This is a genomic window from Rhizobium sp. TRM95796 (genome assembly GCF_025779995.1).
In the GTDB taxonomy this organism is placed as follows: Bacteria; Pseudomonadota; Alphaproteobacteria; order Rhizobiales; family Rhizobiaceae; genus Rhizobium_E.
In genome coordinates this window covers 425,853-447,672 of the sequence record NZ_JAOXHE010000005.1, presented here as the reverse complement: position 1 = coordinate 447,672, position 21,820 = coordinate 425,853, and the positions used below count along the sequence as shown (strand labels likewise).

General features: G+C 64.8%; 24 protein-coding genes and 1 pseudogene. 9 read left to right on the top strand and 16 right to left on the bottom strand.

Going from position 1 to position 21,820, the window contains the following annotated elements:
* Positions 1-8: 8 nt before the first annotated feature.
* The 4 genes and pseudogenes from OCK01_RS13585 to OCK01_RS13570 form a co-directional block, all read right to left on the bottom strand.
* Entirely contained in the window at positions 9-1,046 is a 1,038-nt protein-coding gene (locus OCK01_RS13585; RefSeq protein ID WP_263824381.1) for an HlyD family secretion protein, read from the bottom strand.
* A gap of 18 nt (positions 1,047-1,064) precedes the next feature.
* The gene (locus OCK01_RS13580; RefSeq protein WP_263824380.1) at positions 1,065-2,675 is read right to left on the bottom strand and encodes an MFS transporter; all 1,611 of its coding nucleotides are present in this window, start codon (positions 2,673-2,675) and stop codon (positions 1,065-1,067) included.
* A complete protein-coding gene (locus OCK01_RS13575; protein WP_263824481.1) occupies positions 2,672-3,097 on the bottom strand; it encodes a MarR family winged helix-turn-helix transcriptional regulator in 426 nt (141 codons plus the stop codon). Before OCK01_RS13575 ends, OCK01_RS13580 begins: the two co-directional genes overlap by 4 nt.
* Positions 3,098-3,263: 166 nt before the next feature.
* Positions 3,264-4,254 (bottom strand): annotated as a pseudogene (locus OCK01_RS13570) (carbon-nitrogen hydrolase family protein).
* A 284-nt stretch (positions 4,255-4,538) separates the two neighbouring features.
* Between OCK01_RS13570 and OCK01_RS13565 the strand changes: the two are divergent.
* From OCK01_RS13565 to OCK01_RS13555, 3 genes are all read left to right on the top strand, one after another.
* Positions 4,539-4,817, top strand: a complete 279-nt coding sequence (locus tag OCK01_RS13565; protein WP_263824379.1) for a helix-turn-helix domain-containing protein — start codon at positions 4,539-4,541, stop codon at positions 4,815-4,817.
* A gap of 166 nt (positions 4,818-4,983) precedes the next feature.
* Positions 4,984-5,139 (top strand): hypothetical protein, encoded by a 156-nt coding sequence (locus OCK01_RS13560; protein WP_263824378.1) that lies wholly within the window; start codon positions 4,984-4,986, stop codon positions 5,137-5,139.
* Positions 5,140-5,168: 29 nt separating this feature from the next.
* The gene (locus OCK01_RS13555; protein WP_263824377.1) at positions 5,169-5,573 is read left to right on the top strand and encodes a type II toxin-antitoxin system death-on-curing family toxin; all 405 of its coding nucleotides are present in this window, start codon (positions 5,169-5,171) and stop codon (positions 5,571-5,573) included.
* A gap of 75 nt (positions 5,574-5,648) precedes the next feature.
* On the opposite strand, the gene OCK01_RS13550 is transcribed toward OCK01_RS13555, so the two are convergent.
* The gene (locus tag OCK01_RS13550; protein ID WP_263824376.1) at positions 5,649-6,026 is read right to left on the bottom strand and encodes a nuclear transport factor 2 family protein; all 378 of its coding nucleotides are present in this window, start codon (positions 6,024-6,026) and stop codon (positions 5,649-5,651) included.
* Between the two features lie 5 nt (positions 6,027-6,031).
* Positions 6,032-6,793, bottom strand: a complete 762-nt coding sequence (locus tag OCK01_RS13545) for a DeoR/GlpR family DNA-binding transcription regulator (protein WP_263824375.1) — start codon at positions 6,791-6,793, stop codon at positions 6,032-6,034.
* A gap of 361 nt (positions 6,794-7,154) precedes the next feature.
* Here OCK01_RS13545 and fba point away from each other — a divergent pair, with 361 nt between their 5' ends.
* Positions 7,155-8,219 (top strand): class II fructose-bisphosphate aldolase, encoded by a 1,065-nt coding sequence (gene fba, locus OCK01_RS13540; protein ID WP_263824374.1) that lies wholly within the window; start codon positions 7,155-7,157, stop codon positions 8,217-8,219.
* A gap of 220 nt (positions 8,220-8,439) precedes the next feature.
* Here fba and OCK01_RS13535 read toward each other — a convergent pair whose 3' ends face one another.
* The 3 genes from OCK01_RS13535 to OCK01_RS13525 all read right to left on the bottom strand — a co-directional run bounded on the left by OCK01_RS13535 (position 8,440) and on the right by OCK01_RS13525 (position 9,636).
* Positions 8,440-8,766 (bottom strand): helix-turn-helix domain-containing protein, encoded by a 327-nt coding sequence (locus OCK01_RS13535; RefSeq protein ID WP_263824373.1) that lies wholly within the window; start codon positions 8,764-8,766, stop codon positions 8,440-8,442.
* Between the two features lie 178 nt (positions 8,767-8,944).
* Entirely contained in the window at positions 8,945-9,160 is a 216-nt protein-coding gene (locus tag OCK01_RS13530; protein ID WP_263824372.1) for a DUF4287 domain-containing protein, read from the bottom strand.
* Entirely contained in the window at positions 9,157-9,636 is a 480-nt protein-coding gene (locus OCK01_RS13525; protein ID WP_263824371.1) for a VOC family protein, read from the bottom strand. Before OCK01_RS13525 ends, OCK01_RS13530 begins: the two co-directional genes overlap by 4 nt.
* A 242-nt stretch (positions 9,637-9,878) precedes the next feature.
* Between OCK01_RS13525 and OCK01_RS13520 the strand changes: the two genes are divergently transcribed.
* The 4 genes from OCK01_RS13520 (at position 9,879) to OCK01_RS13505 (ending at position 13,909) form a co-directional block, all read left to right on the top strand.
* Positions 9,879-10,820, top strand: a complete 942-nt coding sequence (locus OCK01_RS13520) for a helix-turn-helix transcriptional regulator (protein ID WP_263824370.1) — start codon at positions 9,879-9,881, stop codon at positions 10,818-10,820.
* A 114-nt stretch (positions 10,821-10,934) separates the two neighbouring features.
* Positions 10,935-12,155: a calcium-binding protein gene (locus OCK01_RS13515; protein WP_263824369.1), complete on the top strand. Its 1,221-nt coding sequence runs from the start codon at positions 10,935-10,937 to the stop codon at positions 12,153-12,155.
* Complete coding sequence (locus OCK01_RS13510; RefSeq protein ID WP_263824368.1) at positions 12,152-12,670, top strand: hypothetical protein; 519 nt, start codon at positions 12,152-12,154, stop codon at positions 12,668-12,670. Before OCK01_RS13515 ends, OCK01_RS13510 begins: the two co-directional genes overlap by 4 nt.
* Before the next feature lie 30 nt (positions 12,671-12,700).
* On the top strand, positions 12,701-13,909 hold the full coding sequence (locus OCK01_RS13505) for a calcium-binding protein (protein ID WP_263824367.1): 1,209 nt from the start codon (positions 12,701-12,703) through the stop codon (positions 13,907-13,909).
* A 22-nt stretch (positions 13,910-13,931) separates the two neighbouring features.
* Here the strand turns inward: OCK01_RS13505 and OCK01_RS13500 are convergent, their stop codons facing one another.
* The 7 genes from OCK01_RS13500 to OCK01_RS13470 form a co-directional block, all read right to left on the bottom strand.
* On the bottom strand, positions 13,932-15,257 hold the full coding sequence (locus OCK01_RS13500; RefSeq protein ID WP_263824366.1) for a sensor histidine kinase: 1,326 nt from the start codon (positions 15,255-15,257) through the stop codon (positions 13,932-13,934).
* Positions 15,254-15,922: a response regulator transcription factor gene (locus OCK01_RS13495; protein ID WP_263824365.1), complete on the bottom strand. Its 669-nt coding sequence runs from the start codon at positions 15,920-15,922 to the stop codon at positions 15,254-15,256. Before OCK01_RS13495 ends, OCK01_RS13500 begins: the two co-directional genes overlap by 4 nt.
* Before the next feature lie 2 nt (positions 15,923-15,924).
* Complete coding sequence (locus tag OCK01_RS13490; protein ID WP_182827001.1) at positions 15,925-16,347, bottom strand: PepSY domain-containing protein; 423 nt, start codon at positions 16,345-16,347, stop codon at positions 15,925-15,927.
* Between the two features lie 166 nt (positions 16,348-16,513).
* Positions 16,514-16,927 (bottom strand): hypothetical protein, encoded by a 414-nt coding sequence (locus OCK01_RS13485; RefSeq protein ID WP_263824364.1) that lies wholly within the window; start codon positions 16,925-16,927, stop codon positions 16,514-16,516.
* Between the two features lie 171 nt (positions 16,928-17,098).
* Positions 17,099-18,895: a methyl-accepting chemotaxis protein gene (locus OCK01_RS13480; RefSeq protein ID WP_263824363.1), complete on the bottom strand. Its 1,797-nt coding sequence runs from the start codon at positions 18,893-18,895 to the stop codon at positions 17,099-17,101.
* Between the two features lie 280 nt (positions 18,896-19,175).
* A complete protein-coding gene (locus OCK01_RS13475) occupies positions 19,176-19,616 on the bottom strand; it encodes an RpiB/LacA/LacB family sugar-phosphate isomerase (protein ID WP_263824362.1) in 441 nt (146 codons plus the stop codon).
* 31 nt (positions 19,617-19,647) lie between these two features.
* Positions 19,648-20,418 carry a triose-phosphate isomerase gene (locus OCK01_RS13470; protein WP_263824361.1) on the bottom strand — a complete coding sequence of 257 codons (771 nt, stop codon included), beginning with the start codon at positions 20,416-20,418 and terminating at the stop codon, positions 19,648-19,650.
* Positions 20,419-20,790: 372 nt separating this feature from the next.
* Between OCK01_RS13470 and OCK01_RS13465 the strand changes: the two genes are divergently transcribed.
* Complete coding sequence (locus OCK01_RS13465; protein WP_182827007.1) at positions 20,791-21,759, top strand: sugar-binding transcriptional regulator; 969 nt, start codon at positions 20,791-20,793, stop codon at positions 21,757-21,759.
* The last annotated feature ends 61 nt before the right edge of the window (positions 21,760-21,820 follow it).

Sequence of the window (21,820 nt, the reverse complement as noted above, 5' to 3'; positions counted from 1 at the left end):
CCAAGCCCTCACCCCGCCGTATCCACCCGCACCTCCACCGACAGCCCCGGCGCGAGCCTGTCCGCCGCCGGTTGGCCCTCGTCGATGGCGATGCGGACGGGGAGGCGTTGGGTGACTTTGGTGAAATTGCCGGTGGCGTTGTCGGATTTGATCACGGAGAATTCGCTGCCGGTCGCGGGCGAGAAGCTTTCGATGCGGCCGGTGAAGGTCTGGCCTTTGAGGAGATCGGCGGTGAAGGTGACGGGCATGCCGATGCGCATGGCGGCGACCTGGGTCTCCTTGAAATTGGCCGAGATCCAAATGCGGTCGGGCACCACCGACATCAGCTGCGTGCCGGTGGTCACATAGGCGCCGACGCGGGCGGCGACTTCGCCGAGGCGGCCATCGGATGGCGCGCGGATCGTCGTGTTGGCGAGGTCGATGCGGGCGAGTTCGAGCGCGGCGCGCGCGCCTTCGATCGCCGCTTCATATTGCTTGCGGGAGACGGCGAGCGAGACCAGCGCCTGTTGGGCGACATCGGCGTCGGCGCGGGCGGAGACGAGGCTGGCGCGGGCGGCTTCCAGCGCGCTTTCGCTCTGCTCCAGCGCCGTCTGCGAAATGGCGTTCTGGCGGGCGAGCGAGAGGTTGCGGTCATAGGTCGCCTGGGCTGTTTCCAGCCCGACATTGGCGCTGTCCACCTTCGCCTTGGCCGCCCTGAGCTTGGCCTCGTCTGAAGCGCGCTCCTGCTCCAGCGTGGCGAGTTGAGCGTCATCGGAGGCCAGCGTCGCCTCGGCCTGGCGGAGTTTCTGCACATAGATGCGGTCGTCGATCTTCAGCACCACATCGCCCTTCTTGACCCGCTGGTAATCGGTGACCGGCGCCTGCAGCACATAGCCCGACACCTGCGGCGCCAGAAACGTCACCTGGCCCCGCACATAGGCGTTGTCGGTGGTCTCCACCGACGTGGTGAAGGGCGGCAGTTTCCAGACATTGAGGATGAGCAGCACGCCACTGAGGCCGGCGAGGATGGCGAGAAGGCTGGCGATGGTGCGAATGATGCGGGACATGAGCGTGGTTCCGGTGGTTTAGACGGCGGCGGGCGCGGGACGGGCAAAGACCGCGCGCCAGGCGGTGTGGACAATGAGGGCTAAAAGCGCCAGCGCGCAGATGGCGGCGATGGCGAGGAAAAGATCGTTATAGGCCAGCACCCAGGCTTCGCGGGTCACCTGCTGGGCGAGCAACTGCCCGCCTTCGGCCGTGAGCAGCGCTTTGTCGGTCAGCACTCTGGCATAGGACTGGCCGAGCTGAGCGACGCGGGCGGCGACCAGCGGGTCGGCGCGGCCGAGATGGGAGACGAGATCGACCGAATGGACTTTTTCACGGATGGTCGCGAAGGTGCCGAACAGCGCCGCGCCGAACAGGCCGCCCATGGTCTGGGTGAAGATGAACACCATGATGAAGCTGGTGATGTAATTCGGCCCCTTCTTCAGCGCCCCGACGAAGCCCGCCGACAGCGCCGGCGGCAGGAACAGGCCGCCGCCGGCGGCGATCAGCGCCTGGCTGACGAGGATATTTTCGGGGCGGGTGAGATTGGTGGCGGAGGCGTCCATCCAGGCGCCGGTTCCGATCATGACGAGCGCCACGGCATGGATGAGCGGTTCGCGGCCCGGCTTGAGGATGAGGGCGCAAAAAGCCGAGGCGCCGACGGAGGCGACGAGGATCACCGCCCAGAGCGTGGTGAGCTGATAGGGCGCGAGCCCCAATTGCGTCAGCAGCGCCAGCGCGCCGGAGGCCTGTTCCGACAACGCGACGCGGAACAGCAAGAGCACGCCGAGGAAATGCAGCATCGGCGGCGACGTCAGCCAGGCGATGTCGAGCAGCGGCTCCTTGCGATTGAGTTCTATGACGACGGTGGCCGCGACGCCCGCCACCGCGACGGCGAGCAACACGCCGATCCACGGCGCCTCCAGCCACCAGTAATAACGGCCGAGCGTCAGCGCCACGGCGAGGCAGCCGAGGCCGGCGGCGAGAAAGCCGTAGCTGAGCAGATCGATGAGCCGGATGGTCATGGTGCGCGGCATGGGGCCGAGCGGCACTTTGTAGACCAGCGCGAAGGCGATGAGCGACAGCGCCACTTCGAGCAGATAAAGCGCATGCCAGCCGCCCATATCGAGCAGCGCCGGCGACAGGATGCGGGCCAGCGGCGCCGCCAACGCCTGATTGGCGAGCGCCAGCGACAGGCCGACCGTCATCTTCCGCGCCGGCGGAAACGGTTCGAGCATGTAGAGGAAGCCGAGCGAGGACAGCGCCGAGCCGGCCGCGCCGGCGAAGAAGCGCAGGATCAGCGCCGAATGGAAGTCGTCGACGAAGAGGTGGATGGCGGACACCGCGAGGAAAACGACGATGGCGATCTCGGCGAAATTCCTGAGCCCGAACTGATTGCGCACCTTGATGAGGATGATCGAGAGGCTGACATTGGGGATGTAATAGGCGGCCAGCAGCCAGGCGGATTCATTGGTGGTGACGCCGAACTGGCCCTGGATCTGGGTGATGTTGGCGGAAATGAAATTGAGCCCGAAACCCTGGGCGAGGCCGAGCACGATGGCGGTCAGCACATAGAAGAGGAACGGCCTGGGCGTGTGGGCGATCTGCGGCGCGGCGGGCGGTTGCTGCGTCTGGGCGGCGGTCTCGCTCATGCCAGCGTCTCGACATTTTTCGCCATCCGCGCGACGACGCGCTCGAAGGCGGCGACATCGGCGGGATCGAGGCCGGATTGCAGGCGGGCGCGAAAATCCTGCGCCAGCGCCTCGACCTCGGCGGATTGCCGGCGCCCCTCCTCCGTCAGCCGGACCAGCTTGACGCGGCGGTCGCCGGGATCGCTCTGGCGCACGAGATAACCCTGTGTTTCCAGGCCATCGAGCATGCGCACCAGCGTGGGGCCTTCGACCTCGATTTCCTGGGCGACGACATTCTGCGCCAAGCCCTCGGGCGCGCCGCCCAACAACCTCAGCAGCCGGCCGCGCGCCAAGGTCATGCCGCGGGCGCGGGCGTGATTGTCGAACGCCTTGCGCACTTTGCGGGTCAGCAGATTCATCTGGTCGTAAAGCGACAGCGGCATGTTCAAGGCCTTTTCGATAGCATGCTACTATTTAGGCGCCTATCGATTATTGTAAAGGGTCTGTGGATTTTTTCTCCCATCGGCTTCAATGTCAGAGCGCATAAAAAGTTCGGCCCGGCCCCCCAAAAGCAGCCCGGCCGAAGCGAAAATATCCCTCTCTTCCGGATCAGAAGCGGGTGCGGGCGGTGCTACGCGGATCATCCTCGGGGCGGGCTGCGGCATAGAGGCCCGCGCGGGCCTTTCTGCGCCAGGGTCGCGCGGGGTGATCGGGATCGCGACGGATCTCCGAAACGACAAGATCCGCCTCGCCATCATTGCGGCACAGGCCGGCCCAGCGGCCATCCGGCCCGGCGAGACCCGATGGCGCCCCCGGGCTCTGCGGCGCGTGCGCGCTGTAGCTGACGACGTAGCTGTTGCTGGCGGCGTGGCCGAGCGCTTCGGCGGCGAAGGCAGGCGCGGAGGCCGGGTTTTCTCCCGTGGTGGAGAAGAGCACCCCATCGACCTCCAGCGCCTCGTAGGCCGCGAAAATTTCGGGGTAGTGCGTCTCCATGCCCATGGCGAGGCCGAGCCGCAGGCCGTCGACGGAAAAGACCTGCGGCTCCCCGCCGGGGGAATACATGAAGGACAGCTTGGTTTGCGACAGCATGCGCTCGTCATACCGCGTGACGAGCCGGCCCCTATCGGAGATGACATAGAGGCTGTTATGCGGCCGGTGCGGCGGGGTGAGACAGTGGACCGCGCCAAGCGCGACGTAAAGGCCGAGTTCGGCGCACAGATCGGCGATGGCGCGGAGTTCCTCCCCAATCACATCGAAGCGGCAGCGGCTCCAGTCGGAGGCGCCGATCTCGCGGCGGCCGAGCGAGGACATCACCCGCTTGTTGGGCGCGACCAGCGCGCCTTCGGGGAAATGCGCAAGCCGCCCCCTCGACTTTCGCCCGGCGCATCAGCGCGCGGATCTCTTCGCCTCCGGCGCGCAGCGCCTGTTCATCGGCGGGATCGTCGCGATAGCCGGTCTGGCAGACGGCGATGCGCAGCGCCGTCGCTTGCCGTTCATCGGGTTCGGGCGCGCGCAATTGGCGGAGCGCCATCATGTAACTCTCACCGGTTTTCACCGCCCGGGCGCGGACAAGGCGCTTGAAACGTCTGTTGTCGGTCATGATTGGGCCTTTCGACGCCAGACGCGCATTCCCCGGCAACCGCATCCGGCAGACCGAACCACGGTGGATGAACCCGAGAAAACTCCCTTTGCCTTCGCGCAAGGGCCATGCCGGGGATGACCTCAGAAGGTGAGGCGCGGGCCGCGCCGAGCGCCAAGGTGCGACGGCGGGGACGATTCGTCAATTGCGGGAAATCGGCTTGGGCAATGGCTTGCGCAACGCCGAAATTGCTGCAGGATATCCGGATCGGCCCCGCTTCATATCCGTGAGAAGGAGCAATTGCGGTGAAGAAAGAGCCACTCGCGCTGATGGCGGAGCCTGACGACGAGGAGGATTTCGACGTCAGCGCCGAAGCGCTGGAACGCGGACAACGCGCCCGCATCATCCGCAGGACGCGCTCGGATCTCGGACTGACGGAGGCGGAATTCGCGGCGCGCTTTCGTATGCCCGCCGGCACGCTAAGGGACTGGGAACAGGGCCGCGCCACGCCGCCCGATTTCGCGCTCGCTTATGTGACGGTGATCGCGCGGTTTCCTGACATGGTGGCGGAGGCGCTGGGGTGATGGAGGATCGGACTGGAGGCCGCTTCCGCATTGTGTTTGGGAGCCGCTCAACCGATTGCTCCGCGGTGGAGAACATCAGCTTGAATAGACGGCGCTCAAGTGTTAATTCTACAAAATACAACGTGCGGGATATACCCAAGCATGAGACGGAAGGGAGAGCGACGCGATGCTCACCAAGACGAGCGGCCCTGAAGAAGAACAGGCTGCGACCAAAAGAACCGCGAAATTCCAGGTCCGCAATGTCGAGACAGTGGACGCGGAGCAGTCTGCGCAGGATTCCCTGAAACGCTTTCCACGGATCAACGCCGCGCTCGCCAAATGACTTTCCTTTGGATCGGGACGGATGACGCCGTGACGATCAACGCCGTCAACTGTGCGTCGACCCGGGAACCACATCAACTCATCGATCCGGGCAAGCTCGAAGGCGCGCTTGCGCGGCCGGAGAACGCAGCCTTTTACGACGGCGAGCAGGATATCCTCCGCCTCGCAATTGTTACGCTCGTGGCGATTGCCAGAGCGCACGCTTTTCTCCAAGGAAACAAGCGGACTGCCTTTCACTGCGCGCGGCTGTTCCTGCAGCGTCACGGCTATGATTTCGACCAGCGCCTCGACGAGGTGATCGGACTGTCGGGAGAACCCGTCGTCGCGGAGATGATCATCGCCGTCATCGAGGGGGAGAAAGAGGCGTTGGAGCTGGAAGTGTTTCTCGAAGCCTTCATCGTCGAAACCGGACAGCCCTTGGCGGATGGGCAATAGGACGCCTCCACGAGGGACGAGGCGCTTCGTCCGATGTCGGGACGCATCGTCTGCGCAGACCCCGAGCGGACGATCTCACCCCTCCCTGTCCAACCGCTTCTCACCCATCTTGAACCAGGCGTTGGCGATCAGTCCGTCGCGGATCTCGTAGATCGCCACCACCTCCACCTCGCCGCGGCCTTCCTCGAAGTTGCGCGTGACGATCTCGTGATCGACGACGAGATCGCCGAGCGCGATGCGCGAGACGAGCCGGCCGTGCAGGTCCGGCTCGCGGAAGCGCTCGACATGGCGGGCGCGGATCTCCGCCGCGCCTCGGGCGAGCAGGGTCGAGGGGAAAGCGTAATAGCCGCAATCCGCCGCCCAAAACAGCATGAAGGCGTCGATGTCGCGGGCGTTATAGGCGTCGAGTTGCGCCTGGACGGGATCGGTCATGACGATGTTTGCCGATGACATATCTCTCACCTCGCCACGCTCACCCTCGCCCCGCTTTCCGCCATCAGCCGCGCCCTCTCCGGATCGAGCGCGCCGCCGGTGAGGACGCCGGTGAAGGCGGAGAGAGGGGTGAAGGCGTGCAGCGCGCGCTTGTCGAACTTGCCGCGATCGACCAGCAGGAAGCTGCGCTCGGCGCTTTGCATCATCGCCCGCTTGGTGACGACGACCTCCTGTTCCTGATGGAAGGCGGTCGCGCCCTGGATGGCGGAGGCGGTGAGGAAGGCGATATCGGCGGAGAGCGAGGCGAGCGCCGCATCGGTGACCAGGCCGAAAAAGCCGTTGAACTTCTTGGAATATTGCCCGCCCAGCGCGATGAGGTTGACGCCCGCCTCGCCTGCGAGCGCCGTGATGACGCCGAGATTGTTGGTGATGACGGTGAGCGGCTTCAGATCGAGCAGATGGGCGCCGACGCGGCCGGCGGTGGAGCCGTCGTCGAGGATCACCGTCTGGCCGGGCTCGACGAGACCGGCGGCGGCGCGGGCGATGCGCTCCTTCTCGTCGGCGGCCATTTTCTGCCGGTAACGATAATCGCTTTCGAACCGGGCGGAGGATTGCACGGTGGCGCCGCCGCGCACCTTGCGCAGGAAGCCGCTCTGCTCGAGTTCGTCGAGATCGCGATGGATGGTCATTTTGGAGACGGCGAAGCGGGCCGCGAGATCATCCACGCTCGCCTGCCCCTCGGCGAGCAGCCATTGCATGATGCCGTCGCGGCGATCTTCCGATTTCATGCGCGCCCCTTCCCACTTCCGCCTGCGGTTTTGGCCGATCGCACGGCGGCTGGCAAGAGTCGGGAACGCGAAGCGGGCCGAAACGTTTGCGCTCGATGAGGCACGTACGGCAAGGACAGGGCGGGGATTTATAAAATCGATTTAAATATTTTATGCCGCCCGGGTAGCGGACGCAAAGCGATGGAGGACTGATTTCATTTCAAAATTTCAAATTGTTTCCGGTCTTGACTTTCATTTTCCGAGATTGCACCTAGACGAGGACTTAAATGTTTAATTCCATTTAAAACGTTTGAAATGGCAGACGTCAGGAATGGAGCTAGACTTCAGACACCGCCGACACAGGGTAACAGGAGGATAACACGTGGCGCGCATCACGCTCAGACAGCTTCTCGATCACGCAGCCGAATACAGCTATGGCGTCCCCGCCTTCAACATCAACAATATGGAGCAGGGACTGGCGATCATGGAGGCCGCTCAGGCGACGCGCGCGCCGGTGATCCTGCAGGCGAGCCGCGGCGCGCGCGCCTACGCCAATGACGTGGTGCTGGCGAAACTGATCGACGCGCTGGTCGAGATCCATCCCGACATCCCGATCTGTATGCATCTCGACCACGGCAACAACGAAGCCACCTGCATGACCGCCATCCAGCACGGCTTCACCTCGGTGATGATGGACGGCTCGCTCAAGGAAGACGGCAAGAGCGCGGCCGATTACGACTACAATGCCGGCATCACCCGCCGCGTGGTCGACATCGCCCATTGGGGCGGCGTCTCGGTGGAAGGCGAAATCGGCGTGCTCGGCTCGCTCGAACATGGCGGCGGCGAGCAGGAAGACGGCCACGGCATCGAGGGCGAGATTTCCCACGACCAGTTGCTGACCGATCCGGACCAGGCGGCGCAATTCGTGCGCGACACGCAGGTGGATGCGCTGGCGGTGGCGATGGGCACCAGCCACGGCGCCTATAAATTCTCGCGCAAGCCGGATGGCGAAGTTCTGGCGATGAGCGTGATCGAGGCGATCCACGCCAAGCTGCCCGACACGCATCTCGTGATGCACGGCTCGTCGTCGGTGCCGGAAGAACTGCAGGAGATCATCAACAAGTTCGGCGGCGAGATGAAGCCGACCTGGGGCGTGCCGGTGGAGGAAATCCAGCGCGGCATCAAGCATGGCGTGCGCAAGATCAACATCGACACCGACAACCGCATGGCCATGACCGGCGCGATCCGCAGGGTGCTCACCGAAAACCCTAGCGAATTCGACCCGCGCAAATATCTGGCCCCGGCGATGGCGGCGATGAAGAAGCTTTGCATGCAGCGCTTCGAAGAATTCGGCACGGCTGGCCATGCCGACAAGATCAAGCCGATCGGGCTCGCCGAGATGGCCAAGCGGTATAAGAGCGGAAGCCTAGCGCCCAAAGTGGGGTGACCGAGTTGTACGCGGAATGACGGGGAGCCGGGGGCCGGGAGGCCTCCGGAAGCGTCGCGCCTGTCCTCACGGAGCGGCCACACAGCGCGCTCAGAAACTCGGTTTTCCGAAGTCTGGGGACGAAAACTGACATCTTCGGAGCCCGTGACGGCGGCGATGATCAATCTCCCGCGGCTACAAGAGGCGGCGCGCCGAAGACGCTTCGCATTCGGCGTTATTTTCAATAGACCGCGACTCTTTCATCCGCCGCAACCCGCGTCGAAAACGTCAGACTGACCTCAATCATCGGCGCCAACCGGCGCAGGATGCGCAAGAGGCGGTCGAGCGTGAATTTGGCGAGATCGGCGTTGCGGACGCGGGAAATGTCGGCGGCGGCGACGCCGGTGATTTTCTCGGCTTCGCGCACGCTGATCTTGCGCGCATCGAGCACACCGACGATTTCGGCCGCAAGCTTGGCCTTCATCAGCTTGGTTTCGGCGTCGGTATCGCCAAAGTCGGCGAAGATGTTGCCGCTACCCCTGACAATCTCAAAATCGTCGTCGCTCACAGAGCTATCTTCTTTATTCGCTTCAGCCGGGCTTTGATGACCTCCACCTCCTTGAGAGGTGTGGCGACGCCTCTTGTGGACTTCTTCTGGAATGCGTGAACCACCCAGACCGCATCTCCGATCTGGACGGCCGATTTGCTAGCCCAACACGCTGGTTCAGGGACCGCAAGCCGCCCCCTCACCCGCCCTTGTCCTCCGCCAGCGTCTGCGCCACGATCGCATTGGCGTGGCCGTGGCCCATGCCGTGCTCGGTCTTCAGCATCGCCACCAGCTCCATATGCCTGGCGGGAGCGCGCGCCCGCACCAGCGCCTGCCAGTCGGCGATCGGGCGGCCGTATTTCTTTTCGATGGAGGGGAAATAAGAAGCCGGGCCTTTGATCTTGTCGTCGGTCATTGCGGGCCTTTCCGTGCGGCATCGATGGCGGCGACGTCGAGTTTCTTCATGGTCATCATCGCGGCGAAGGCGCGGCGGGCTTCGTCGCCGCCGGCGGCCATGGCGTCGAGCAGCGTGCGCGGGGTGATCTGCCAGGAGACGCCCCAGCGATCCTTGCACCAGCCGCAGTCGCTGGCCTTGCCGTCATTGCCGATGATGGCGTTCCAATAGCGGTCGGTCTCCTGCTGGTCTTCAGTGACGATCTGGAAGGAGAAGGCTTCCGATTGCGTGAAGGTCGGGCCGCCGTTGAGGCCGATGCAGTCGATGCCGGCGACGGTGAATTCCACCACCAGCACGTCGCCCTCGCGACCGTCCGGGAAATCGCCCGGCGCGCGGATCACGCGGCCGAGACGGCTGTCGGGAAATGTGTCGGCGTAAAAGCGGGCGGCGGCTTCGGCGTCGCGGTCGTACCAGAGGCAAATACGGTTGCTGGACATGGCTCTCCTCCCCGTCCTGTTCGAAGGCCGATCCTGTCAGCGCGACGGAGAACGCACAAGACGCGCGATGTGAATTTTCTCGCCGCTTGCCATCGAGGGGCAGCACCGGATTGCGGCGATCGCGACGCCCTCTTCGGAGAATGCGGAGAATATCTGCGGTCGAGTCCGATCGAGAGATTGACTTGGCGGCAGATCTGCGGATTTTTAGCCATGATGTAGAATTCTTGCGGATGGCGCTGTTGATGAACCAGACACCGGTGGCGGTCCGCGCGAGGATGGCGCGGGCGCAAGATGCGGCGGCCATGCTCGGCTTTCTCGAACGCCATCTCTGGCGCAGGACGGTGACCGACCCGGCTTTGCTGGAGTTCTGCGCCGAGCGTCTTGCGGCAGGCACGCTGCGCGGCGGCATGATCGAGGAGGTTCACAACCGGGCGGACGATCCTCTGGTGTTGTCGGCGGTCGGCGCGAGCGCTTTCGTGACCGATGAGGCCATTGCGGAATTCCTGACCGGCGACAGACCCATGGGCGCCCTGGACATGTTGTTGAAGGCCGGACGCGGCGAAGGCGGCATACTTGCGCGCGAAAGCGATATCGCCGCCGGCAATTCCGGCCCGGGGCTCAACCTGCTGGTGATCGGCTTTGCGCATCGCTATGACAATCCGGAGGATCCGCGCTGCCGGGCGCTGCTGGCCCGCGCCATCGGCCATTTCGTCGAGGCGCATTCCGGCTTTCTGCTCAAGCAGGCGGCGCGCGAGGATCCCGAGCCGGTCGCCGGCGTGCTGATCAGTTCCGGCATGCGCGAGATCCGACGCTACCGGCTCGGCGAGATGGAGATCGCCCTCACCCATCGCCGCCGCGACGACGCGCTGCCGATCTTTCCCGATTCCATCACATCGCAGATCCTTGCGCATGCGCCGCCGATCATTCGCTTCTCGCCGGCGCAACGCGGGTTGCTGGAACTCGCGAGCCAGGGAATGACCGACGAGGAGATCGGCGCGGCGCTCGACATTTCGATCAATACCGTCAAACGGACCTGGAAACTTATTTACGAGCGCGTCGAGGAACGCGCGCCGCAGGTGATCGGTCCCAGGCCGGCGGGAACGGCGCATGTGCGCGGCGCAGAGCGCCGGCGGCACCTGATGTCCTATCTCAAGCAGCATCCACAGGAACTGCGCCCGCACTGACGCGCGGCGGCGCCGTCGAAAAACCACGCAGGGAGCAACGCCGGGACCCTTTTAGGGTGATTGCGGAACGGCCGGCGGAGGCCAAACATATCGCCATCTCCAAGGAGAGGCGCGATGACCCTGAAGACGCATTTTCTCATCACCACCCGCACCACCACCTGGGCGATCGACAGCGATGCAGACGTGTGGATCGTCAAGCCCGCCGGCGCGATCCTCTCCAATCTGCAGGACGGCATCGTCGAATCCGTCGGAGCCTCCAACAACACGATCGACATCCAGGGCGAAGTGCGCACCAATGTGCTGAAGGAGAATTCGGCGACCGCGATCCTGGCCCAGGGCGACGGCACGGCCATCGGCGTGGCGGACAAGGGTAGCGTCGAAGGCTTTTTCGGGATCATGCTGTCTGGCGCCGATCAGCGGATCGTCAACAACGGCGTCGTGCATGGCGGCGACGACCGCGGCTATGGCGTCTATATGCGCGGCGACAAGGGATCGACGGTGGTCAATTCCGGCTCCATCGTCGCCGACACCGCCGTGTTCGTCTATGCCGGCATCAACCAGTCGACGCCCGACGGCGAGACGGTGATCACCAATACCGGCACGATCTATGGGGTCGACACCGGCGTGGAGACCCATAGCGGAGTGGGCGATTATCTGAAACTCGTCAACAAGGGGCTCCTGAAAGGCGAGGAGATCGCCTATAGCGGCGATATCGGCTCCGACAGGATCACCAATAGCGGCGCGATATCAGGCGATGTCGTCCTGGCCGGCGGCAACGACTATTTCCTGAACAAGGGCGGCAGACTGATCGGCAATCTCTATGGCGGCGATGGCGACGACACGCTGACCACCATCAACTCCAGCCTCAAAATGATCGAATCCGCCAATAAGGGGTACGACACGGTCTATTCTTCGGTCAATTATGCGCTCAACGCCAATGTCGAGCAGTTGCTGCTGACCGGCGGCAAGAATATCAATGGCGACGGCAACGAGATGGGCAACGCCATCGACGGCAATGCGGGCGCCAACCGGCTGCGCGGCTTTTCCGGCTCCGACACGCTGTGGGGCCATGCCGGCAACGACGTTCTGATCGGCGGCGGCAATGGCGACATCTTCGTCTTTTCCGAAGGCGACGGGCGCGACCGCATCGCCGATTTCCAGAATGGGTCGGACCTCATCAACCTTTCGGGCTGGACAGAGATGGAGACGTTCGCCGATGTCCGCCCCCATCTGCGCGTCGACGGCGACGACATCGTCATCTCCGCCGGCGGCGACAGCCTCAGGCTGACGGATGTCGATCGCTCGGAGATCAACAAGACGGATTTCATCCTGTGACGGCGCGCGCAAAGCTGCAGCGCCGCGCCCTGCGGGGCCTGCTGCCGACGGCGATCGCTGCGGCTGTGGCGGGACCGGCGCTCGCCGATGACTGCCGGCCGGTGGCCGACGCCTTTGATCTCCTCGGCAAAGCCTCCGCTTATCGGCAAGTCACCAGTCTCGACGGCAAGCTTCTGCTCGACAGCATCGCGATCGGCGACGATCTCTATGTCAGGGATGGCGAAAGCTGGACCAAGACCTCGCTCAAAAAAGGCCAGCGCGCGGCGATGACCAAGCGCATGGTTCCCGACGCCGCCAGCCTGAAGGACTGCGCTGTAGCCGGCGACGAGACGCTCGATGGCGCGGCCATGCATGTCTATGATTACACGCCGCCCGCCGTTCAAGGCGTGGGCGATCCCGGTCCGCAGCGGGTTTGGATCGGCGCCGATGACGGCCTGCCGCACCTTGTGACGAGCGCGCGCGCCAAGACGGACGCGCGGCTCATATTCGACGGCGTTACCGCCCCCGCGCCGTAAAGGCGCAGTCCAACAGGAAAGGAGCGCCCGATGGCCGGCGTCTCGCATGTCTACGGCAACCTCGCCTCCACAGTCGCCATCGACACGGATGGCGACGCCTGGACGTTCAAGCTGGGCGGAATATCCCCGAGCACCGGTCCCGGCATCCAGATGGTCGATGGCGCCGAGGGCAACGTCATCACCGTTCATGCAAACGTAAGGACCATCGCCGAATTCGAATCCGCCGTCGTGCTTTCAGGCACAGACTGGTTCATGTCGATCAGTTCGTTGGCGGTCATTTCAGGCTATAATGGCGTCTATATCGACGGCGGAGCTTCGGGGACGACGTCGTTTCTCGTCAATGACGGCGAGATCATCGCCAATGGCGGCGCGGGCGTGACCATGGCGCCGAAAGCGCAGTCGCCCTTGTCGATCACCAATTCCGGGCTGATCTCGGGGGTGGTGGGGCTCGAATCCGTGCGCGGCGCCAATTACGTCACCAACGCGAAGGACGGCGTGATCAGCGGCTCCTCCATCGGCGTGCTGATCGACGACAGCAGCCAAGCGCATCTGCTCAATCTTCAGAATTTCGGCCTGATCAAAAGCGCCAACACCGCCATCCAGGGTTCGAAGGCCGTCGATCATATCGAAAATTCCGGCCGGATCCTCGGCGATGTGAGGCTCGGCGCCGGTGATGACTACTTCGACACCATGGCCAAGGGTTCGAGCGTCGACGGCAAGATCTATGGCGGGACTGGAAACGATTTGATCCTCTTGCACAGCGCCGCCACGATGCTCATCGAAAAGGCCGGACAAGGCTATGATAAAGTCATATCGAGCGTGAATTACTCGCTCAACGCCAATGTCGAATCCCTGTCTCTCGAAGGACTGAAGGGGCTGACGGGAACCGGCAACGAATTGAACAATGAGCTCAACGGCGACGACGGCAACGACACGCTCCGCGGCATGGCGGGCAACGACACTTTGTTCGGCGATGTCGGCAACGACGTGCTGACCGGCGGGGCCGGCAAGGACATCTTCGACTTCTACACGACCCAGGGCCGCGACCGGATCACCGATTTCCAGAACGGGCAGGACCGCATGGACATCCACCTCTGGACCGGCATGGACACATTCGCCGATGTGAAAGCGCATGCATCGATGGCCAGCGGCGACCTCGTGCTCAAATTCGGCGCCGATGTCCTGACGGTGGCGGGCCTGACGCTGATGACGATGGACAAGACGGATTTCATCTTCTGATAGAGAACAATCCGCGCCGCCCTCACCCGCGCCTTTCGGGGAAGGAGAGCCGCGCCTCGAGCCCGCCCAGCGTGGAGGCGCCGAGCGTGAGGTCGCCGCCATAGGCGCGGGCGATGTCGGCGGTGATGGCGAGGCCGAGGCCGGAGCCCGAGGCGTCGGCGCTCGCGCCGCGGGCCAGCATGGCGGCGCGGTCGGCTTCGGTGAGGCCGGGGCCGTCGTCGCCGATGGTGAGAATGACCGCGCCCTCCTCCCGCCGCGCTTTCGCCTCGATGCGGCGGCTCGTCCATTTGGCGGCGTTGTCGAGGAGATTACCGATGGCTTCGGCGAGATCGGCGGGATCGGCCTCAAGGCTCAGACCGGAGGGACAATCGATCCGCCAATCGATGCCGCGATCCTCGGTCAGAGGCTTCAGCACCTGCACGAGCTTGCCCATCAGCGCGCCGACATCGGTGGTGGCCATGCGCTCGACGCCGAGCCTCGCGGCCTGCAATTGTCGGTCGGCGCGCTGGCGGACAAGATCGATCTGACGGAGCGCGAGATCGGCGGCGTCGGGATCGAGCCGGCTGGTGAGCTGGGCGAGCACGGTGAGCGGCGTCTTCAGCCCATGGGCGAGATCGGAGGCGCGCTGGCGGGCGCGTTCGATGGCGGTTTCGCGCTCGTCGAGCAGCAGATTGATCTCGCGCACCAGCGGACGGACTTCGAGCGGGCCTTCGTCATCCAGCCGCGCGACGTCGCCCGCCCGGATGCGGGCCACGACGCCGCGCAGCCTGTCGAGCGGGGTGAGCCCGAGGGCCGCCTGGATGAAGGCGGCGGCCGACAGCACCGCCGCCGTCAGCAGCAGCATGGTGCGCAGCCACGCATGAAAGGCCTCGAGCGCGTTGGTGATTTCACGCTCCGCAAACGCGACGCGGACGGTGAATTCGCCCGCCTCGGGCGCGTCCTCCAGCCGGGACCTGCGGCTGAGCACCAGAACCGGCGCGCCGTCGGGTCCCGCCGTCGTCTCGAAGGGCGGCATGTCGGAGGCGGTGAGCGGCTCATCGCCGAGCCTCGTGTCCCAGAGCGAACGGGACCGCAGCGGCTCTTGTCCCCCGGCCTCGAACTGCCAATAGCGGCCGCCCGCCGGCGCGCCGAGACGGGTGTCGGACCAAGCGGCGTTGAGCGTGAACCGGGTCTTGTCCCAGACCGCGGCGGCGGCGACGCTGTCGGCGAGCGCGGTCATCTCGGCGACATAGCGGTCGCGGACATAATCGGTGAAGAGCCGGCTCAAGGACCACCAGACGGTGGCGAGCGACAGCATGACCGCGATCACGGCGCCGATGGCCAGGCGAAAGCGAAGGCTGCGGATCATGCAGGCTCATCCGTGATGAGATAGCCGAAGCCACGCCGGTTCTCGAACGCGTCGGCCGCGGTCTTGCGGCGGAGCCGGGCGACCATGGCTTCGATGGCGTTCTTGGCGCTGTCGTCGTCGCGGCCCTGGACATGCAGAGCGAGATCGAGCGCCGGCGCCGGCCGGCCCCGGTTCTGCATGAGATAGGTGATCAGGCGATATTCCATGGCGCTGACGTCGATGGGCTTGCCGTCGAAGCTCACACGGCGGGCGGCCTCGTCGAGCGTGAAGCGGCCACAGCGCGCCACGGGGGCGGCGGCCGAGCGGCCGGCGCGGCGCAGCAGCGCCCTCAGGCGCGCGAGAAGTTCCTCGGGCCGGAAGGGTTTGGGCAGATAGTCGTCGGCGCCGGCGTCGAAGCCGTCGACGCGCTCCATCCAGGAGCCGCGCGCGGTCAGCACCAGCACCGGGGTCTCCACCCCCGCCGCCCGCCAGCGCTTGAGGATCGACAGGCCATCCATGCCCGGCAGGCCGAGATCGAGAATGATGGCGGCGTATTCGCCGATCTCGCCCTCCTCCCAGACTTCGGGACCGGTGCTGCGGCGCTCGACCACGAAGCCCGCGCCGGCGAGCTGGCCGCCCACGAGCTCGGCGATCGACAGGTCGTCCTCGGCGATCAGAATGCGCATGTTCAGGATCCCAGCAAGGAGAGGACGCGACCGCTCCGCGCGTCGATCCGCAGCGTGCGGATGACGCCGGCGTCGTCACGGATCTTGAAGCGATAAAAATAGCCGCGCATGCCTTTGCTGAGCCTCACGTCGATCACATCGCCCTCCATCTTGCTCTCGACGAGCTTGAGCGCCCTGGACAACGGCATCACCTCGCCTTTGAGGCGCTCCTGGCGCGCATCGTCATGGCTGAGGCCGGCGCGATTTCCATTTTTGCCGTCGCCGTCGTCGTCGCCATGATCGTCCCCGCCGTCATCGCCGCCATGGTCGTCGCCGCCGTCATGGCCGTCGCCGCCCTTGCCGCCGCCGTCATCGGCGCGCGCCGGTCCGGCCCAGGCCGCAGCCATGCCGAGAAGAAGCAACAGGAGATCGCGGCGCGCCAGCATGACGAGGTTCCAGGAATGCGAGACAGGTGGTCACGATCATGGCCCGCGAGAGGACCCGCGGTCAATCGCCCCAAGGCCCCGCCGCGCGGGACGGCGCGGCGGGGCTTCGGGCGGGAGATCCCGCCGGACCGGCGTGCGGCGGACGAGGCGCCGGTCATCGGAGACGTCAGCCGCGCTTGCCGTCGCGCCCGCCATGGTGACCGTGGCCGCCATGATGATTGCGGTCGCGGTCGCGGTCGCGATTACGGTGTTTGCCGTGTCCCTTGGCGTCGTCGTCATCGTCGGCGCCGTGATCGTCGCCCGCCTCGTCGTCGTCGCCGCCGTGATCGTCGTTCAGGTCGTGATCGGGGCCGTCGTCGGAAGAGGCGCCGTCGTCATCGGAGCCGTCGTCATCGCTGGACGAGGAGTGATGCTTGCCGTGCTTGCCGCCCTTGTCGTCGGGCCGGGTCTTGTCGTCGCGCCCCTTGGCGAAGGCGTCGCCGGCGCCGAACAGCGACGGGGCGGGCGCGGCGACGATGGCGGCAAGCGCCATCACCGACCCCAGCAACAGGCGACGACGTGATTGACTGGTGGTGTACATGTGCGTTTCCTCTCTCCAAACGGCCGCGGACCCATCCTGCGGCCCGGGCGATCCCGCCCTTGCAAGAGACTATGGCGGATCGCCGCTGACGGAGCGCTGAGGCCGGGCGTCAGCAAGTTGTCAGGAAAGAAGAGCGCGTGGTTCTTCGGCGACGGAGGACTGCCGGCGGTCTCAGAACTCTTCCCAGTCGCCGCCATTGGCGACTTTCTTGAGCGGGGCTGCGGGCGGCGCGGCGGCGCGGGCGGCGCGTTGCGGCGCCGGGCGGGCCGAGACGGTGGATGGGGCCGCTTTGGCGCGCGACGGCGCGGCGGAAGCCGGGGTCGCGCACGAGGTGCGGAACTGGCCGATCAGGGCCGCGAGCGCATCGGCGCGTTCGGCGAGCTGGTGGCTGGCGGCGTTCTGTTCCTCGACGCTGGCGGCATTCTGCTGCGTGCCCTGATCGAGCGCGGTCACGGCCTGGTTGATCTCCTTGATGCCGATGGTCTGCTCGCGGCTCGCCTCGACGATGGCCGTCACATTGCGGTCGATGTCCTGCACCCGGGCGACGATCGTCTCCAGGGCGCGGCCGGTGCGATCGACGAGATCGACGCCCGACTTCACCTGATTGGACGAGGTGGTGATGAGATCCTTGATCTCCTTGGCGGCCTTGGCGGAGCGCTGGGCGAGTTCCCGCACTTCCTGGGCGACGACCGCGAACCCCTTGCCGGCCTCGCCGGCGCGGGCCGCCTCGACGCCGGCGTTCAGCGCCAGCAGGTTGGTCTGGAAGGCGATCTCGTCGATGACGCTGATGATGTTGGAGATTTCCTTGGACGAATTCTCGATCTGGCCCATGGCGGCGACCGCGGCCGAGACGACCTGGCCGGATTCCTCGGCCGACTGGCGGGTCTGGCGGACCAGCTCGCCGGCCTCGGTGGCGCGGCGGCTGGAATCGTTGACCGTCTGGGTGATCTGTTCGAGAGCCGCCGAAGTCTCCTCCAGCGACGCCGCCTGTTGCTCGGTGCGCTTGGCGATGGAGCCGGCGCTGTCCAGCATTTCACGCGAGGTCACCGCGATGTCGCGGGACGCGCCGGCGATTTCGCCGATGACGCGGTCGAGCTTGGCGACGGCGGTGTTGAAATCGTGCCGGGTGCTCTCCATGGAGCGGTCGACCTCGATGGTGACCTGGGAGGTGAGGTTGCCGTCGGCCAGGTCGCCGATGGCGGCGCTCAGCGTTCGCACCGCCGTCATGCGCTCGGTCACGTCGGTGGCGAATTTGACGATGCGATAGATGGCGCCGCGCGAGGAGAAGACGGGATTGTAGGTGGCCTGGATCCAGACCTCCTTGCCGTTCTTGCCGACGCGGCGATAGGTGTCGGAAAAGAACTCGCCGGCGCGCAGCTTCTTCCAGAAGTCGATATAATCCTGCGAAATGACAAAGGCCGGATCACAAAACATGCGGTGCCGCTGCCCGATAATCTCGCCCTTCTCATAGCCCATGGTCTTGCAGAAGGCAGAATTGGCTTCGACCACCACGCCGTCGGGATCGAACTCGACCACCGCGACCGACCGCTCCAAGGCGCGCAACAGATTCTCGTTGTGCAGCGAGACGATCTTGGTGGCGGTGATGTCTGCGGCGATCTTGACCACGCCGACGACTTTTCCATTCTGCGTGATCGGATCGTAGGAAGCCTCGATCCAGACGTCGTTGCCGGCTTTCGAAATGCGCCGGAACTGGCCGCGATTGGGCTTGCCGGCGGCGAGGTCGCGCCAGAAGGCGGCGTATTCCGCGCTGTCGCGCAGCGCAGCCTCGACGAACATGCGGTGATGCTTGCCGACGATCTCATCGAGGTCATATCCGATGGCGGCGCAAAAATTGGCGTTGGCGCCTTCGATCGTCCCGTCCGGGGAAAACCAGATGATCGCATGCGAATGAGAAAAGGCGCCGTAATGCTCAACCGCGCGGCGGTTGCTGAAAAGCGTCGACAACATGAGTATCCCCTGAGACGTGTGCAACCTTATGCTGCACGCCCAAGGTTAATGATGGCTTTCTGAAACACCTCGAATTAATATTGGTCAGTTTCATAATGGGTTTTCTTGCCTTTTATGAACCTAAATTGTCTTTCCAGCAAGAAAGGCGATTTTCACCGCAACCCAGAGAATATCCGCCCCTTTTGAACTCAGGGCCGGTCAAATCACGCTCATTCCCCCGCGATGTCAGCGCCCGCGCGGCGCTCGGGCTGCGCGGACGCCGGACATGCGGAGTTTTCGCTCACCCCTTCTTCTCATCCAGCCGGTTGATCGCCTCGACATTGCCGGCTGAGGAGCCGTTCGGGTCGAATTCGGAGGCGAGCCACATGTCGACGATGGCCTTGGCGAGTTCGGGGCCGATGACGCGGGCGCCCATGGTGATGATCTGGGCGTTGTTGGATTTGGCGGCGCGTTCGGCGGAATAGGTGTCGTGGGTCAGCGCTGCGCGAATGCCCGGCACTTTGTTGGCCGAAATGCAGACGCCGATGCCGGTGCCGCAGCAGAGGATGCCGCGGTCGTTTTCGCCGCTGACGATGGTCTCGGCGAGATCGCGGGAGAGATCGGCGTAGAAGCCGGATTTGGAGAGATTGACCACTTCGAGATCGGCACGGGTCTTGAGATGGGCTTCGATGACGTCGATGAGCGGCTTGCCGGCGCTGTCGGCTCCGAGGGCGATTTTCATGGTGGTCTCCATTGTGTTGAGATGAGAAGCGTCAGGCCGCGTCGAGGGCCTTGGCGACGCGGGCGAGAATGTCGAGGTAGCCCTGAGGCTCCCAGGCGGAGCGGCCGATGAACAGACCGTCGATATGCGGCTGGGCGATCAGCTCGGCGCAATTGCCGGGATTGACGCTGCCGCCATAGAGAACGGGCACGTCGCGGCCCAGGGCGTTGCGCGCGATGTCGGCGATGTTCGCGTGGCGGGCGTCGGCGTAATCGGCGGTGGCGGGGATGCCGTTGACGCCGATGGCCCAGACCGGCTCATAGGCGAGCAGAACCGGGGCGGATCGGGCGTCGCCTTCGAGGCCCGACAATGCGCCTTCGACCTGGCGTTTCAACACCGCGTCGGCCTCTCCCGCCTCGCGCTCGGCCAATGTCTCGCCGATGCATATCAGCGGCGTCAGGCCATGGCGGACCGCGGCGGCGGTTTTCAGGCCGACGGTGCGGTCGGTTTCGCCGAAATGTTCGCGGCGTTCGCTGTGGCCGAGCTCGACCAGATCGAGGCCGCAATCGGTCAGCATCAGCGGCGAGATTTCGCCCGTCCAGGCGCCGTGATCGTCCCAATGCATGTTCTGCGCGCCGACCTTGACGGAGGTCTCCTTCAGTCGCGCCTTGACCTCGCGGACGGCGGTGAAGGGCGGAATGACGAAGCGTTGTATGCGCGGATCGCGCGCCGCATCGCTCGCCGCCAGCGCCTCGGCGAAGGCCATGGCTTCGCTGAGCGTCTTGTTCATCTTGAAGCTGGTGCCGACCCAGACCATGCGCATGCTTGCCTCCCTGATTTCCGGAGAAACATAACATCAGCTCTCGTCTTTGCAACATCGGAATGTGATAATGCGGCATCACGATGTTACATTCGATGACGGTCTCGTTCGTGCGAATTCGCAGCGCCGCCCTGCATCGCCTTTCGCGCACCGCGTCGACGCCGTCATCGGCTGCTGCGGCGCCGCATGACGTGACGCATCGCAAAACAACATTTCGGTGTGATGGAGCCAACGGACCATTGACAAAAATTTCAGAACGTGAAAATTCTTTCGTGAAATTTTTTTCGGCCAGACAAAAAAATATCACGCACTGCGGTAGACGCAGCGCAGCTAAACCGAGCGATCGGAAGGCCGACGGGAGGAGACACAGAGACCATGGCCCTATCGGCTTCAGGCGGCTTTCGCGACGACGAGACCAGCATGGCGACCCGCGCCGCCTGGCTGCATTACGCCGGCGGCCTGACCCAGGCCGAGGTCGCCAAACGGCTGGGCCTTTCGTCGCTGAAGGCGCATCGGCTGATCATGAAGGCCAACCAGGAAGGCCTTGTGAAAGTCTATATCGATTCCGACGTCTCCGAATGCGTCGAGCTCGAACAGAAGCTCTGCGAGCGCTTCGGCCTGACCTATTGCGAAGTCGCCCCCGATTTCGACAGCGACGAGCTTCCCCTGAAGGCGCTCGGTATTTCCGGCGCGCAATATCTGAAGCGCGAGATCGAAAGCGGCGAGACCAAGCTGATCGGCGTCGGCCACGGCCGCACGCTGGCCGCCTGCGTCGATTACCTGCCGCGCATGGCCAACACCAAGGCGCGCTTCGTATCGCTGCTCGGCGGCCTGACCCGCAAATTCTCGGCCAATCCGCATGACGTGATCCACAGGCTCGCCGAGCGCGTGGCGGCGGAAGCCTATGTGATGCCGGTGCCGTTCTTCGCCAACACCGTGGAGGACCGCGACGTGCTGTTTTCCCAGCGCGGCGTGCTCGACGTGTTCAACCTCGCCAACAGCGCCGATCTGCTGCTCGTCGGCATCGGCACGGCCGAGCGTGAGGCCTCGCTGGTGTCGACCGGCATGATCGAGACCAGCGAGATCGAGGAGATCAAGCATGCCGGCGCGGTGGGCGAAATGCTCGGCCATTTCTTCGACGCCGAGGGGCGTCCGGTCGAGACCATGCTGTCGAACCGCACCTTCACCTTGTCGCGCGAGGCGCTGAAGAACCGCCGCATCGTGGCGGTGGCGGGCGGCAAGCACAAGGCGCGGGCGACCCGCGCCGTGCTCAAAAGCGGATTTCTGTCCGGCCTCATCACCGATGAGCGGACTGCGGTCGAGCTGATGGCCGACGGGACTTGAGTTTTCCCGTCCGCGCCGCTGAGGAGAGCGGGGCGGATGGGGCGGAGGAATTACCGGTCAG